Annotated in this window: 13 protein-coding genes and 1 tRNA gene; 9 read left to right on the top strand and 5 right to left on the bottom strand. The window is 36.0% G+C overall.

Features of this window, described 5'->3' with window-relative positions; translation table 11 throughout:
- Positions 1-105 precede the first annotated feature (105 nt).
- Both tgt and queA read right to left on the bottom strand, forming a co-directional pair.
- On the bottom strand, positions 106-1239 hold the full coding sequence (gene tgt, locus CWS31_RS08395) for a tRNA guanosine(34) transglycosylase Tgt (RefSeq protein WP_170252822.1): 1134 nt from the start codon (positions 1237-1239) through the stop codon (positions 106-108).
- Between the two features lie 118 nt (positions 1240-1357).
- Positions 1358-2464 carry a tRNA preQ1(34) S-adenosylmethionine ribosyltransferase-isomerase QueA gene (gene queA, locus CWS31_RS08390; RefSeq protein WP_101342914.1) on the bottom strand — a complete coding sequence of 369 codons (1107 nt, stop codon included), beginning with the start codon at positions 2462-2464 and terminating at the stop codon, positions 1358-1360.
- Positions 2465-2822: 358 nt separating this feature from the next.
- Here queA and CWS31_RS08385 point away from each other — a divergent pair.
- The 7 genes from CWS31_RS08385 to CWS31_RS08355 all read left to right on the top strand — a co-directional run bounded on the left by CWS31_RS08385 (position 2823) and on the right by CWS31_RS08355 (position 9296).
- Positions 2823-2899, top strand: a tRNA-Trp gene (locus tag CWS31_RS08385).
- A 251-nt stretch (positions 2900-3150) separates the two neighbouring features.
- Positions 3151-3561: a DNA polymerase III subunit psi gene (locus CWS31_RS08380; protein ID WP_101342913.1), complete on the top strand. Its 411-nt coding sequence runs from the start codon at positions 3151-3153 to the stop codon at positions 3559-3561.
- A complete protein-coding gene (gene rimI / locus CWS31_RS08375) occupies positions 3558-4025 on the top strand; it encodes a ribosomal protein S18-alanine N-acetyltransferase (protein WP_101342912.1) in 468 nt (155 codons plus the stop codon). The genes CWS31_RS08380 and rimI overlap by 4 nt, the downstream gene beginning before the upstream one ends.
- Positions 4026-4148: 123 nt before the next feature.
- Positions 4149-4376: a hypothetical protein gene (locus CWS31_RS08370; protein ID WP_101342911.1), complete on the top strand. Its 228-nt coding sequence runs from the start codon at positions 4149-4151 to the stop codon at positions 4374-4376.
- Between the two features lie 368 nt (positions 4377-4744).
- The gene (gene prfC, locus CWS31_RS08365) at positions 4745-6325 is read left to right on the top strand and encodes a peptide chain release factor 3 (RefSeq protein WP_101342910.1); all 1581 of its coding nucleotides are present in this window, start codon (positions 4745-4747) and stop codon (positions 6323-6325) included.
- A gap of 173 nt (positions 6326-6498) precedes the next feature.
- On the top strand, positions 6499-8262 hold the full coding sequence (gene argS, locus CWS31_RS08360; RefSeq protein WP_101342909.1) for an arginine--tRNA ligase: 1764 nt from the start codon (positions 6499-6501) through the stop codon (positions 8260-8262).
- Between the two features lie 143 nt (positions 8263-8405).
- A complete protein-coding gene (locus CWS31_RS08355; RefSeq protein ID WP_246143439.1) occupies positions 8406-9296 on the top strand; it encodes a TatD family hydrolase in 891 nt (296 codons plus the stop codon).
- On the opposite strand, the gene CWS31_RS08350 is transcribed toward CWS31_RS08355, so the two are convergent.
- Together CWS31_RS08350 and CWS31_RS08345 are read right to left on the bottom strand one after the other, a co-directional pair.
- On the bottom strand, positions 9293-9685 hold the full coding sequence (locus tag CWS31_RS08350; RefSeq protein ID WP_101342907.1) for a hypothetical protein: 393 nt from the start codon (positions 9683-9685) through the stop codon (positions 9293-9295). The two genes, CWS31_RS08355 and CWS31_RS08350, sit on opposite strands and share 4 nt — an antisense overlap.
- 73 nt (positions 9686-9758) lie before the next feature.
- Positions 9759-10442 carry a hypothetical protein gene (locus CWS31_RS08345; RefSeq protein ID WP_101342906.1) on the bottom strand — a complete coding sequence of 228 codons (684 nt, stop codon included), beginning with the start codon at positions 10440-10442 and terminating at the stop codon, positions 9759-9761.
- Positions 10443-10549: 107 nt separating this feature from the next.
- Here CWS31_RS08345 and serB point away from each other — a divergent pair, with 107 nt between their 5' ends.
- On the top strand, positions 10550-11560 hold the full coding sequence (gene serB, locus CWS31_RS08340) for a phosphoserine phosphatase SerB (RefSeq protein ID WP_101342905.1): 1011 nt from the start codon (positions 10550-10552) through the stop codon (positions 11558-11560).
- A gap of 263 nt (positions 11561-11823) precedes the next feature.
- Here serB and CWS31_RS08335 read toward each other — a convergent pair whose 3' ends face one another.
- Complete coding sequence (locus CWS31_RS08335) at positions 11824-14292, bottom strand: PilZ domain-containing protein (RefSeq protein ID WP_101342904.1); 2469 nt, start codon at positions 14290-14292, stop codon at positions 11824-11826.
- A 490-nt stretch (positions 14293-14782) separates the two neighbouring features.
- Here CWS31_RS08335 and radA point away from each other — a divergent pair, with 490 nt between their 5' ends.
- Positions 14783-16171, top strand: a complete 1389-nt coding sequence (gene radA / locus CWS31_RS08330; protein WP_101342903.1) for a DNA repair protein RadA — start codon at positions 14783-14785, stop codon at positions 16169-16171.
- Positions 16172-16331 lie beyond the last annotated feature (160 nt).

Genomic DNA, 16331 nt, shown 5'->3' with positions numbered 1-16331 from the left:
ACTTCAAATTGCCTTCCTATTGGATTATTTAAAATTATTATTCTATTAATTCAGAAATAACTCATAAATAAATCAGAAACATTTCTGTAATACTCTGATTTACGATTAAACTTGTTCGCTGCCTTGTGCTAACGGCGGCACAGGTAATCCGCGTAATGCGTAAAACTCTTCAACAAAGGCGTCTAATTTACCTTGCTCTATCGCATCACGCAAACCTTGCATTACTTTTTGGTAAAAATGTAAGTTATGTAAGGTATTTAACTGCGAGCCTAAAATTTCTTTACACTTATCTAAATGATGTAAATAAGCGCGTGAATAATTTTTACAGGTATAACAGTCACATGTATCATCAAGTGGCGCGGTATCTGTTTTATGGCTTGAGTTTCTGATTTTTATAACGCCAGTATTAACAAATAAATGACCATTACGGGCATTACGGGTTGGCATCACGCAATCAAACATATCTATACCACGGCGAACACCTTCAACTAAGTCTTCAGGCTTGCCTACCCCCATCAGATATCGGGGCTTATTTTGTGGTATCAAGGGGGCTGTATGATCTAATATTCTGATCATATCTTCTTTTGGCTCACCAACCGATAAACCACCAATTGCGTAACCGTCAAACTCAATAGCTTTTAAACCATTTATTGATACTTCGCGTAAATCTTCGTACATACCACCTTGCACAATACCAAACAGTGCATTTGGGCTATCGCCATGGGCATCTTTAGAACGCTGTGCCCAGCGTAGTGATAACTCCATTGAGTCTTTTGATTCTTTATGGCTTGCTGGGTATGGCGTACATTCGTCAAAAATCATCACTACATCTGAATTTAAACTACGCTGTACTTCCATTGAGCGCTCAGGAGTCAGCATAATTTTTTCACCATTTACTGGTGAGCTAAAACGTACACCTTCTTCAGTAATTTTACGCATTTTACCTAAACTGAAAACTTGGAAACCGCCTGAGTCAGTTAAAATAGGCTTATCCCAATTCATAAAACCGTGTAAGCCACCATGTTGTTCAATAATGTCAGTACCAGGACGTAACATTAAATGAAAGGTATTACCTAAAATGATATGCGCACCAGTAGCTTCAACTTCTTCAGTTTTCATACCTTTTACCGTACCGTATGTACCTACAGGCATAAAGGCTGGTGTTTCTACCACACCGCGGTCAAAGGTTAATCGACCACGACGTGCTTTACCGTCGGTGTTGATTAACTCATATTTCATTTTATTCTTTACTTGCTCTGTCATAATTTTACTCTCTTACCTACTAGCTAAACAGGCTGGCGGCTTTTGTTAAAATTGATTTACATTGATTTAAATTAATTATTTATTTGGCGTTTACTTAACCTTTAATTAACTCTTTTTTAGTAAGGAACATGGCATCGCCATAACTAAAAAATCGATATTTTTCTTCAATAGCATGTTGGTAAGCTTTCATAATATTTTCATAGCCTGAAAAGGCGCTAACTAACATAAGTAAGGTTGATTCAGATAAATGGAAATTAGTGATTAAGGCATCAATAACGCGAAACTCAGAGCCTGGGGTAATGAAAATATCGGTGTCACCATAAAAAGCGCCTAACACTTCACCTTTTTCAAATGATGCTTTTGCGGCACTTTCAAGTGAACGCACAGAGGTTGTACCAACTGCAACGACTCTGCCGCCTGCCGCTTTGGTTTTTGCTATTTGCGCAACCACTTCTTCTGATACTTCAACGTATTCAGCGTGCATTACGTGATCGGCAATTTCTTCAACTTTTACTGGTTGGAATGTACCTGCGCCAACATGTAAAGTAACAAAAGCTAAATCTACACCTTTGGCTTTGATTTTTTCTAATAAAACTTCATCAAAATGTAAACCTGCGGTAGGCGCTGCAACTGCGCCTGGTTTTTCATTATAAACCGTTTGGTAACGCTCTTTATCACTGTCTTCATCAGGTCGGTCAATATAAGGTGGCAATGGCATGTGACCAATTTGCTCTAAAACCTCCAATACTGTTTGCTCGCCGGAAAAATTTAATTCAAATAATGCACCATGGCGTGCAACCATGGTTACTTTGAATGAACTTGGCTCTGTAGTATCTGCTGAATTTTGAAATACTTCATTGCCAAAATCATTACCTAAGAATATTTCATTACCCACTTTCGGTGATTTACTAGCGCGAATATGAGCAAGCGCTGTATGTTGATCAATAATACGTTCTATTAATATTTCAACTTTTCCACCACTGGCTTTTTGCCCGAACATTCTTGCAGGAATAACGCGAGTATTATTAAAAACCAGTAAATCGCCGGCATTTAATTGTGCAACTATATCGGTAAATACGCCGTCATTTATGTCGCCTGAATTGCCATTTAAGCCCATTAAACGGCTAGCAGTACGCTCAGCTTTTGGATAACGAGCAATAAGTTCTTCGGGTAAATTAAAAGAAAAATCTGAAACACGCATATTAAGGCTATTTTAGTGGTTTTAAAAAAGGCGTAATTTTAGAGCTGCGCGGCCTTGATAGCAAGTAAATTCACTAGATTCCCGTTTTTCTGTTATATTTTTTGTTATATAAAAAAGTGTTTTTAGCAAAGTAACTATTGAGATTTAATCATTCCAGGGTGATGTTTAATAAATTGATGGCATAAAATTTACATGTTACTCCTTTAATTCTTCACCAAGGCACAAAAACAGACTGGCTATTTAACTAGCAGTTTGCTGATAAATAAGTCAAACGAACGATAAAATCAAATTATTTACTAAAAAAACTAAGTTTCCGCTTTACCTTTGGTCTTTCATCAGTATAATTCGAATCCGTTGCAGGGGTGTAGTTCCAATTGGTAGAACAGCGGTCTCCAAAACCGATGGTTGGGAGTTCGAGTCTCTCCACCCCTGCCATTTTCTTTCCTACTTTTTTTAAAAAAAATCTAGAAAGAGAATGCTAACAAAATCTAGTAAATTTCTAATAGCTCCTCCAATCTAAATCCCTCTAGTAAACTTAATTTATTATATTTTGTTATTTAAAAGCATTAATCGTAAATAACCACGTATATTTATTTCAAATTATATCTGCTTTTCGTGAGCATAAAATTCTGTCATTATACCTTCTCTAAATTGCCTTAATCCCAAGAACAAATGAGTAATCACTTTTGAGTATAAATCAACATCAATTTGAACAACTCACTGAAATGGGTATTAGTCTATGGCAACAGCGTAGCAATGAACATGCTAGCGAAGCGGTGAATAGTCAAAAACCTAACACTAAAATTAGTTATCTTGATATTGATTTAGAAGCATTAGCGAAACAGCAATTATTTACTGATATTTTATTATCTACTGGTTTGACTATTGGTGAAATAAATAAGCAAGGTGATCATCTCGATTTAGGTTTATTTAATTGGTATTTCCTTGCAAATAAAGACAACGTAAACAGCTCGCACCCTGCTAATAAAATTCAATGGGTAGAACAACAACTATTTACCCCTTCAATTGACGAAATTTCAAAATCCCCAGCCCTTAAAAAGCAATTATGGCTATTATTAGGTAATCAAGCACAATGACCACGTCTGTAAAAACTGAAGCTTTTATTGAAATTACTCCAAGTGACGTACCAGCCCTCATGATAATTGAGCTAGCTTGTCATCCACATCCATGGAGTGAAAAAACCTTCAAAAGTTGTATTGGTGGTCGTTATTTTGGTGAGCGATTAGAAACAGCACAACATAATAATATTGGTTTTTATGTCGGTGAATTTGTGGCTGGTGAAGCCACCTTAATGGATATTTGTGTGCAACCTACTGAGCAAGGCTGCGGTTTTGGAAAGAAATTACTAACTCAGTTTTTAGCACAAGCCAAAAAACTTGGTGCTAGCAAAATATTTTTAGAAGTTAGAGCTAAAAATATTGCCGCCCAAATGCTTTACATGAATGCTGGCTTTATCGAGATTGATCGCAGAACCGGTTACTATCCAAGTAACACAGGCTTTGGTTATGAAGATGCTATTGTAATGTCTAAAAAGCTATAAACCTTTCCTTGTTACATCTTTAAACAATTCTGTACATTTTGTGCCTATTTATTCCTTATTTAAAGCGTAGTATGTACACATAACCTAGTTTATAAACGTTTAATAGAAAATAAGGAGTGCATCATGTTACATACAATTTTATCTACCAATAACAGCCAACAATTAACAAACAACGAAATTGCTAAATTAATATTTGAAGATGCAATCAGTAAAATGTCTCAATTAAGTGGCTATAACAGACAACAAGCTTTTAATGAGCTTGCCGCTCAAGAGCTATTTCCTAAAAAACATAAAAATACACCGATAATCAATGAGGATGAAGTTAATTTTATCCACGAGCTTTTTCATTAGTTATTGATTGAAGCAATATACATAAAGATTTATTGCAAGTTTAAAGTTGAGCCTATTCAAATAACCTCGTTGTATAATACGAGTAAACTAAATCAATGTAGACATAATCTGTCAAGGTTGTTTAACAGACTCTGGTGCTTGTTACTAAACATCTCCACAATTAATTTTACCTGCCAGCCTTTGCCCAGTCATCTAAGAGTACAAATCTCTTTTTAGAGAGCCTATACCAGCAAGTTTTTTATTAATTTACCTAAGCCGCATATCGCGGCTTTTTGTATTTGTGCTACAATGCGCTCAATTTTTGATTATTAAATAATAAGCGCGAGTTTTTAGCTGCTTATTCTCTCTTTATTTAACAGGTAATTTGCATGTCTGTACAGCAAAAGCAGGTCGATTTACGTCGTACCTTCGCCATAATATCTCACCCCGACGCGGGTAAAACCACTATTACCGAAAAAGTACTTTTGTTTGGTCAAGCCTTACAAAGAGCGGGAACGGTAAAAGGTAAAAAGTCAGGTCAACATGCAAAATCTGACTGGATGGAAATGGAAAAAGAACGTGGTATTTCAATTACTACTTCAGTAATGCAATTTCCGTATAACAACTGTTTAGTTAACTTACTTGATACTCCTGGGCATGAAGATTTCTCAGAAGATACTTACCGAACACTAACCGCTGTTGACTCATGTTTGATGGTTATCGATGTAGCAAAAGGTGTAGAAGACCGTACCGTTAAATTAATGGAAGTTACACGCCTACGTGATACGCCTATTCTAACTTTCATGAATAAAATGGATCGCGATGTACGCGATCCAATGGAAGTAATGGATGAAGTTGAAGAAGTATTAAAAATAAAATGTGCACCTATTACTTGGCCTATTGGCATGGGTAAAGGTTTTAAAGGCGTTTATAACTTATTAACTAATGAAACTTTTTTATACCAGTCAGGCTTAGGTCACACCATTCAAGAAGTTCGTATTATCAAAGGTTTAGACAACCCTGAGCTTGATGAAGCGGTTGGCAGTTATGCCGATGATCTACGTGAAGAGCTTGAACTTGTTCAAGGTGCTTCACATGAGTTTAATTTAGATGAGTTTTTAAAAGGTGAGTTAACACCGGTATTTTTTGGTACTGCATTAGGTAACTTTGGCGTTGATCACATGCTTGATGGTTTAACAAAGTGGGCACCTAAGCCTCTCCCGCGTGAAACTAATTTACGTGTAGTAACAGCTGAAGAAGAGAAGTTCTCTGGCTTTGTATTTAAAATTCAAGCAAACATGGATCCAAAACATCGTGACCGTATTGCGTTCATGCGTATTTGCTCTGGCAAATATGAAAAAGGCATGAAAATGAAGCAAGTACGACTTGGGAAAGACGTAAGAATTGCTGACGCGGTAACCTTTATGGCAGGCGATCGTGAAAACGTTGAGGAAGCTTTTGCTGGTGATATTATTGGTTTACACAACCATGGTAGCATTCAAATTGGCGATACCTTTACCGCAGGTGAAGATATGAAGTTTAGTGGTATTCCAAACTTTGCTCCAGAAATGTTCCGTCGTATTCGTTTGCGTGATCCATTAAAAGCTAAACAATTACAAAAAGGCTTAATTCAGTTATCTGAAGAAGGTGCAGTACAAGTATTTAGACCATTTATTAACAACGACATGATTGTTGGCGCTGTTGGTGTTCTCCAGTTTGAAGTGGTCGTTCAACGTTTAAAAACAGAATATAACGTAGATGCAATTTACGAAGCTATTAGTGTTGCTACAGCTCGCTGGTGTACTTGTGATGATGAGCGAACGTTAGAGCAATTTAAGAAAAAAGCTGGTGATAACTTGGCACTTGATGGCGGTGATAACTTAACCTATATAGCGCCGACTATGGTGAACCTATCGCTAGCACAAGAGAGACATCCGGAGATTAGCTTTCACTCAACACGTGAACACTAATTCTTTGCTTTCTAAATAGAATTTTTGCGGCATTGTCGGCGTAATTATATCAAGTCACTTAGTAAACTAAGCTCCCTGATACAATTTCTTGACCCCTTTGCTAAAATCCAATTTAGTTTGCAAAACATGTGAACTAATATTGGCAAACGAATAAAATAAACGAATAAAATAATATGAATATTAAACAAATACTTAATGAGAAAGTTTCGGCTGCTATGACAGCGGCAGGTTTACCTGAAGGTACAAACCCTGCAATTAGTTTGTCTAACCGTGCTGAATTTGGTGATTACCAAGCAAACGGTGTGATGGGCGCTGCAAAAAAACTTAAAACTAATCCGCGTGAATTAGCGACTAAAGTTGTTGAGCAATTAAATCTTGACGGTATCGCCACTAAAATCGAACTTGCTGGTCCTGGTTTCATTAATATTCATTTAGATCAAAACTGGTTAACAGAACAATTAAACCAAGTTGCTCAAGACAAATTCATTGGTGTTGCTCAACGTGGTGTTAACGCAGGTGATGATGCACAAACGGTTGTTGTAGATTATTCTGCACCTAACCTTGCTAAAGAAATGCATGTTGGTCACTTACGTTCAACCATTATTGGTGATGCCGTAGTTCGCGCATTAGAGTTTCGCGGTGACAAGGTTATCCGTCAGAATCACATGGGTGATTGGGGCACGCAATTTGGCATGTTAATAGCTCATTTAAGCGATAAACTGGCTGGTGATGAAGTCGCTGAAACAGCCCTTGCTGATTTAGAAAACTTCTACCGTGAAGCTAAAATTCGTTTTGATAACGAAGAAGGCTTTGCCGACCGTGCCCGTGCTGATGTAGTTAAGTTACAAAGTGGTGATGCGGCTTGTGCCAAGTTATGGCAACAATTTATTGATATTTCAATCGCGCATAGTGAAGAGATATACGAAAAACTAAACGTCTCATTACAACGTTCAGACATTATGGGCGAAAGCGCTTATAACGATGATTTATCAACTGTAATTGATGAATTAATGGCAAAAGAAATTGCCGTTGAAAGCCAAGGTGCTAAAGTTGTTTTCATTGATGAAATGGCTAATAAAGATGGCGAACCTTCAGTATTTATCGTACAAAAATCTGGTGGCGGTTTCTTATATGCAACCACTGATTTATCAGCCTGTCGCTACCGTAGTGGCAAGTTAGCTGCTGATCGTATTATTATCTTCACAGATGCACGTCAAGGTCTTCACTTTAAACAAGTTGAAATTGTTGCTCGTAAAGCAGGTTTCTTACCAGAAGCTGTAGGTTATCAACATTGTCCATTTGGAATGATGATGGGTGACGATGGTACACCATTTAAAACGCGTACTGGCGGCACCATTAAATTGGCTGAACTATTAGATGAAGCAATTGTTCGCGCAGCAGCTTTAATTAAAGAGAAGAATCCTGATATTTCTGACGAAGACTTATCTAAAATCTCAGAAAAAGTAGGTATTGGTGCAGTTAAGTTTGCTGATTTATCGAAAAACCGTACCAGCGATTACATTTTCAACTGGAAAACAATGTTGAGCTTTGAAGGCGCTACGGCTCCTTACTTACAATATGCATACTCTCGTATTCAAAGTATCTTCGCAAAAGCAGGGGTTACTGAAGACACTGCGACTGAAAATACACCAGTTATTAACATTGTTGAACCACAAGAAAAAGCATTAGCGTTAAAATTATTGCAACTTGAAGATGTTATTGATGCTGTGATCAGCGAATGTACGCCTAACTTGTTATGTAACTACCTTTACGAATTAGCGAGTCTGTACATGAGTTTTTACGAAGCCTGTTCTATTTTAAAAGACGGTATTGAAGCGGATGTAAAAGCATCACGTTTAGCGTTATGTAAAGTAATTGCTGACACATTAAAACAGGGTTTAGATATTCTCGGCATTGAAGTAATGGATCGTATGTAAAACGATAAATTTAGTCCTAATTATACAATTGATGCGGCAAAAGTACTCACTGCTTCTCTAATAAAGAACGTCAGCTCCGTGTTTTGTTCCTTTCACTAGTGCGATCTAAATTTAAATTAATGGTTAAATTGTCAAAGGAGGCAATGATGCAATTTACCGATAGTCATTGCCACCTTGATGATGTTGCTTTTACAGCACAACTTCCGCAGTTGTTGGCGCAATGCCAACAACTTGCTATTAACCGTATTATTGTTCCTGCTATCTCCCCTAAAAACTTTGACAATGTACTCACACTAGCTAAAACACATCACAATAAACCTATTAACATTTATCCTTGCTTAGGTATTCATCCTTGGTTTTTACAAGGTTTAACGGATATCCACCTTGAGCAGTTAACAGCTTTAATCGCTAAATCCAAAAATAATATTATTGCTATTGGTGAAATAGGTCTTGATGGCGCAATTGCTAAAAATGCTGAAGCGTATGGGCAAACAGTTGAAAAAAGCTGGCAGCATCAACAACATTTCTTTGATTATCAACTCAATATTGCAAAAGAACAAAACTTACCAGTTATTGTCCACCACCGACAGTCACACGATAAAATCATGCCATTTTTAAAACGATACAAGTTAGAAAATGCAGGGATCATTCATGGCTTTTCAGGAAGCTATCAGCAAGCGATGGGATATATTGATTTAGGGTTTAAATTAGGTATAGGTAGTACTATTACTTACTCACGCGCTAAAAAAACCATTAACGCCATTAAACGCTTACCATTAAGTAGCTTAGTGTTAGAAACTGACGCACCATCTATGCCGCTGAGTAAAGAAATACTTAATAAGGATGAATTATCTTCTATAGATGGTAATAAGACTAACACACCAGCTAACTCGCCAATCAATATCATTAAAATATTTAACGTATTAGCAGCGATACGCGAAGAAGATAGCGAACAAATTGCAGATCAGCTTGAATCTAATATTGAACAAATATTTTTTAACTCATTTAGAATAGAAAGTTCAGTTAAAAGCTAAAGTCCACTTAAAGCCTTAACCGGTTCTGTTAGTATTTGCTCTTCAAGTACAATTTCAACATTACGGATACGTTCACCTTTGTGGATACATTGCTTGTCTTTATTACCCCATATTTTAACTTTTTTATCGTTAATATAACTCGCGAGTAATAAATCGTATTGCGCTTGCTCTGCAGGATTATCTAATAGCATTTGCCAATAAACTTTTTTAGGACATAGTCCGCCTGAAATATCACTTTCTAAACGGATAATGACCCTTTTGGCATCGGGTTTATCTGACAAATCATTACTCACAAATAGCTTGGTAATTTTACCTTCTTGAATTGCTTGCGCGTAAATATTTGACGTAAAAAAACTTAAGATTAAAACAGAAACGAATAATATTTTCATAGTGTGTTTAAAGACTCCAAGTTAACACTCAATTGTTCTATATTTATAATAAGTTAGGGTTTTATAACTTTCATTAACTCTTATGGTTTAAACGATAACCACGTCTACTAAAGCGATTTAAACCACGAGTAAGTAAAAAACCAACCACGCCAGCTAATAACAACATTAAACGTTGTAAAGACTGCTGCTCTGCATCAGCCTTAGCTAATAAGGTTGTTAAATACGAAGGTTCAATAGTGAAACGTAAATAACCATGCAGCTTGTCGCTTGTAGGATCGGTATAGTTAATCTCTTCAATAAACGGAGTGAAAGTCGCAGCTAAGTTACGCTGAAAAGGTGAAATCCCGTAAAGATCATTAATACTTTTAGCTGGAGCAGGTACAAGTATATTACCTTGTTTGTCTTTTTCAACGGAGACACTCGACACAAGTAACATGCCCGTTTCATCATATAAATGGGCTTGATTGACAAAATTAACCTTAGTTAAACCATCAAGGTAATTTTTTAAAAAGACTGTTTTATCTGTTTTATTATCAGGCGATTGTTCAAGAATAACCGCAATACCAGCAATAGCTTGTTTTAGTTGTTGTTTAGCGATGTAATTAAAGTGTTCTGTTAAGTTTTCGCTATCGCGTTTACTCATCGCTTGCCAAATACTCATCAATAAAATGATTAGTACAATTGCGCCCGCTAATTGGAAAATTTTATTATAAGTCGACGATAATTTAGGGTATAAAAACGGCTCGGCTTGCTTCATAATACGGCTATAACTGTTTTATTACATTAATAGTCCCACTATAGTTAGATTATTAACTGATGTGAAGTTTAATATTTACATAAATACCAATAGCCTAGAGAGTTAACGTGCCTGATATCACCAATATATTACCCTTATCACTTGAACAATATTTCGTTCAAAATCCAATAAATATTCAATTACCTGTTGCCTTTTCCTTTTCAGCTCAAGTACTTACTCTCGGTAAGCAGACTAAAGTAGAAGATATAACAGCAACTAAAACAGAGTTAGTGGTTTTTCAAGAGTTAACATTAAGTCAACTTTTAGCAATACAATCGCAAACAGGTATTGAAATCAGTGCATTAAATACTATCAACCATCGCAATAACCAAACCAGTTATCGTTTTCAAGTGACCTTTACTGATTTTATTGCTTCACGTAAAGCCTTAGCTGCATTTACCTTAGCAAATAACATTGAAGCGGCTTTACTTAAACAAGTACCGACGCTAAGTGAACCAGGTTTATTGGTAATGGATATGGATTCAACCACCATAGAAATTGAATGTATTGATGAAATTGCTATTCTTGCTGGTGTAGGAGAAGAAGTAGCAGAAGTTACTGAACGCGCTATGTTAGGTGAATTAGATTTTGCACAAAGTTTACATCAGCGTGTTGCAACCTTAGAAAACTCTCCTGAATCAATTTTAAGTGATGTTGCCAAAAACATCCCGTTAATGGCAGGATTAAAGCCTCTTATAACTGAATTAAAGAAACATAATTGGAAGATAGCTATTGCCTCTGGCGGTTTTACCTATTTTGCTGATCACTTAAAAGATACTTTAAGCTTAGATGCCGCTTACGCTAATACCCTTGAAATTGTTGATGGTAAATTAACAGGTAAAGTTTTAGGTGATGTAGTTGATGCACAAGTAAAGGCTGACTCATTAGCTATTTTAAGTGAAGAATACGCAATTCCAGCTAACCAGACAGTAGCTATGGGCGATGGTGCTAACGATTTAGTGATGATGGCTGCCGCAAGTTTTGGCGTAGCGTTTCATGCTAAACCAATTGTATTAGCACAAGCTGATAGCAGTATCAACGTGCAAGGCCTAGACTGCTTATTACATTGGTTAGCGTAAAGTTTCCTCACTAATTCGTCTAGCTTAGCTCACTATTACTATACAATTTTATTATAATACCAGTTCCATTAATTAGGTGTTCTCGTTTGTACGTAGAAAAATAGTACGTAGGAAAAGTAGCCAAATACAAGGTATTTATTTTATTACTTCTTGTCTAATTACCAAATAAAAAAAGCCTCATTACAATACCTATTATTAGGATTTGTAATGAGGCTTTTTTGGGTTCACAGGTAACTAATAAATTTTGCTCTTATGGCTAAACTCTAACTAACCGTCAATGAGTGTCTCAATAAAGTTTCAGGGGTAGTATCAATTAATTGTACTAAGCCGGCCACACTATAAATGTCTTGTTCTAGTTGCTTTCCCCTATGTATAGCATAAGAGCCAATATAAGCTAATTCTGGATTTAAGTGCTCCATATTAGCTTCATCACTACGCGATAACATTAATTTCACGCTATAAAACTCACCTTGTTTTAACGCACTTTTAATAAAGAATCTTCTCATTTGTACCGTATTGAGCTCGCTTATCCGCTTTATTGTTACCGTATTTTCTACATCACTCATATTTCCTTTAATAGCGATATAAATAAGTTCGCTAACCGCAGTATCGCTTGCCAATAACTTTTTCATTTGTTGATCGAGCAAGTTGCGAACTGCTAAATGCCCTAGAAAGGGATAAAGATTATAATAACCATGACGATCGCTTAACCGTAACATAGCTGACAATAAATTTTTATGGCTTTGCGAGCCATACTGCCCTGCAATTAAACGTTCAACTTTATAGCGGCAACCACTTGATTGTACTATTGCAGAAGGAATTGCCATATTTACCGCATATAAAGTTCTTAATGCCGCAGATAAACCTGGTGTTAGCATGGCGTATTCATCAGGTGTTAATTTATTCTTATTCTTATCAATCAATAACTTAAAAAATGAACGGCCAATATGTTGATGTTCTTTCACTGAAACACGTAAATTTACTTCGGTTTTGTCTTTACTCACTCGAATTACTTTATAAGGCAAATGTTTAAGATCAAATGCTGAAGTTATTTTTTGTAATTCAGGAAAGGTCAAATTAACAATATCACCTTTAGATAAAGTAGCTGGCGTAGCTAAATCAATTTTCATACCTGATACTGAAAAATCGGCTGATTGCCCTGACCAATTCAGTGACTCACAATCAATAATAACTGGCGTTTTGTATTTAAATCGTACCTCTTGGCGTTGGTGACCGTAACTCACACCTATTTCATCAACACGTTTAACATTTGTTGGCTTGTGAGCAAGGAGTTTCAACTTTTCCAAATCAATCCCTGTCGCCCCTAAGGATTGATAATCACTTATTACCGAATGATCGGTAACTTCGTTTGCCGTTACTACATAAGGCAACTTCTTAAGAATAGCATTCACTTCATCGCTAATTGGCGGGTTTAAGTAACTTTCTCGCTTAGTTGCGCCAGAAGAGAGAGTAAAAGGCGAATAAGCCTGCTTAGTTTTAATTGGATGAATATTCAGCGCTGTTACAGTAAAGGTACTTTTACTTGCTGCAAAAGCTAAAAAATGCATGAAAAATGTTTTATCTTGCCTTAACTGCTCTTCATCTAAGGTATAAAAAAACTTAGTACCTTTATTTTCATGAACAAAACTGAAAACAAGTAATGGTTTATTTTGTTCTTTTTTACTCATTAATAGCTGAACACGTTCAGTATTAATTAAAAAGTGTAATGCCGACTGCTTTTTTTCATCTTGCCAGTATTGATATTGTTTATAATTATTTTTAGTGGTCAGCACATAACGCGGACTAACACTTACCTTATCATCTGCAGTTTGTTGAACAAATATAGGCAATTCATTTAACTTTACTAATCCAAATTGCTCAAGACTTCTATTGTGCAAAGCCGTTAACGTGTTATCTAAATTAATTTTATAACGACGTTTGTTACCTTGAATATAACCAATAAGAAAGCGCTCAAAACTATCTTGCTCCGGTATATCAATACGCTGACAGCCAATAATTTGCGTACCAGAATCGCGCACTACATTTTTGACTTCATAGGTAAACAATGAGTCTTTATCAAACTGAAATTCTTGTTCTAAACCAGTGAATGAAATAGTGAGTACATCACCTTTATATAAACCTATTTCATTAATAAGCTTAAACTTAATACCCGTGATACTTAGATCAATACTAGTCGTCAATATTTCTTGCTTGTTAAGTACTTTTAGGGTGATAGGAACCGCATAATTCATGCGCTCTTCACTACGATCAGGATAATTAGTTAAAAGGTGAAGCTTGGCCGGATATTGCTGCTTTTCAATAACCGATTTCTTAGTATTATTAATACTTTCTACAGAAGTTGGCGCTGCTTGTTCATCTTGGTAAATATTACGGAAACTATTTTTTGCATCTTTAACGTCTTCATATACGCCAAGGGTATAACCGCCATAAATGCTGGCACTTTCTTTAAAAGCGGCAATAGCGACGTCATCTAAAAAGTGTGATTGCCCCTGAAAGTCAAAGAACTGACAATCACCTTTAACTAAACCGCGCAAATCAATAGCACGAGTACACGGAGACGCCAAACGTTTCAGTTCCATTTTTAATAAGAAGCGTTCATTTTTACTTAAATGCTCAGTGGCTGAATTATATCTGACTTCAAAGTTTCTTTTATTCACCTCACCACGTAAATTGTTAATAATTTCATGATGTTTACTAAAATCTTTATTCATAGTTTTATTATTAATTCTGATTTACTACCATTTAGGGAATGATTAAAAATTATTTTTTACATGCGCTGTTCACGTTTAAGCTTAACTTATAATAACTCGTTGTACTGCAAGTTATTATAATTATCCTGACACAAAGCAAAGACAATGTTATTAGTTTAGGCGAAAAATACCAAAATTATTATAATCTAATCCAATTACCATGAATACAAAGCAACTTTTGTGCCTCACCATCAGTATTTTTCTTAGACGTAGTTATTTTTTTACATTAATCCTCTGTTGTTTAATTATTATTTACACAAAGCCGTTATAATTTAATAAAATAGATAATTAATCGAAAATAAAAAATAATCTTCAAATGGTATAAATATTTGCTGTAAAGTATTTGGGTTCATTTAAAGCACAATAGCCTTTAATTTAAAAATAACATAGTGAATACAATCTACACCTTTCATTTTCATCAGATTATCGTTCAAAGATAGGTATAAGTTAAATGGCAAAAACAGATAAAATAGAATTCGTATGTACTGATTGCGGTTTAAACCATAACCGCTGGCAAGGTCAATGTCGTTGTGGCGCTTGGAATACCTTGGTAGAAATGAAAATACCTAAAACCGGCAGTAAAAATACCAATTCACGCATCACCAGCAATGGTGGTTATGCAGGTCTTACAGGTGGCGGTTCTAAAAAGATCAATGAGATTCATTCTACCGAAGCTGAAAAGCGGTTAACTGGTATTGGTGAGCTTGATCGAGTTTTAAGTGGCGGCGTAACGACTGGCTCAGTAAATATTATTTCTGGCGATCCTGGTGCGGGTAAAACCACCCTGCTGTCCGATTTAGTCGCACGTATGTCACAAAATATGGCATCACTTTACTGTACTGCTGAAGAATCACTGTCACAGTTTAAAAACCGTGTGCACCGATTAAAACTCGATTACAACGAAGATCAGCTTTATTTACTTGCTGAAACTAGCGTTGAAGCAATCATCGATGAACTAGAAAAAAATCAAATAAAATTCGCGGTCATTGACTCTATTCAAGCTGTAGTAACTGAAAACGCTAACGGTAGCCCAGGCTCACCCTCACAAGTAAAAAGTAGCGCCCAAGCACTAACCCAATATTGTAAGCAAAATGACGTAACCATGTTTATTATTGCGCACGTTAATAAAAATAATGAAATTGCCGGGCCACAAACCCTTGTTCACATTGTTGATGCCTTGCTGCATATTGATACAAACGATGGTCAAATTAGAACGTTGCGAGCTAATAAAAACCGTTTTGGTGATATTGATACTGTCGGTATTTTCAAAATGTGCGAACGTGGCATGCTCAGCGTTGACAACCCAAGTGAAATATTTTTGTCTGGCTCAAGTACTGAATCACCTGGCTCTACTATTACTTGTATAAGAAAAGGCAACCGTAATCTGCTACTTGAAATTCAATGCTTAACCACAGAAACCGAAGCTGAATTTCCACAACGCGTGTGTGTTGGTTTAAATATGAACCGCATTAAAATGTTAACCGGTATTTTACGAAAACACACTAAAACCAAAATATTCCACGATACTTTCTTTAATATTGTTGGTGGTTTAAAAATAGACGAGTCTGAAACCTGTATTGATCTTGCCTTAGTGACCGCATTATTAAGTAGTTTGAATGACTTTGTAATACCACGCACTACTTGCATTATGGGTGAGCTAAGTTTAAATGGTGATGTAAGACCAATAGACAGCGGCGTGCCACGTGTTAAAGAAGCAGCGCAACATGGCTTTACAGAAATATACATTCCGTACCGTAATTACCATAAATCAATGGAAGGTTTAGGCGCGAATATTAAAGCGGTAAAAACGATTCATGAGTTGATTGAGCTAATCAAGTAACACTATGCTAATTAATACACGCTAATCACTTATTATCTGGCATAAAGGACGTATGCCAATATGAACTAAAGTAACTAAAATAAATTACTAAGTAATATTTATGAAATTCACAATGAATAAAACACTCATTTCACTTACCTATTTATTAGGCGCGATACTG

Origin of the sequence: Colwellia echini (assembly GCF_002843355.2) — a bacterium.
GTDB lineage: Bacteria > Pseudomonadota > Gammaproteobacteria > Enterobacterales > Alteromonadaceae > Colwellia > Colwellia echini.
This window is presented reverse-complemented; position numbering and strand designations above follow the sequence as displayed.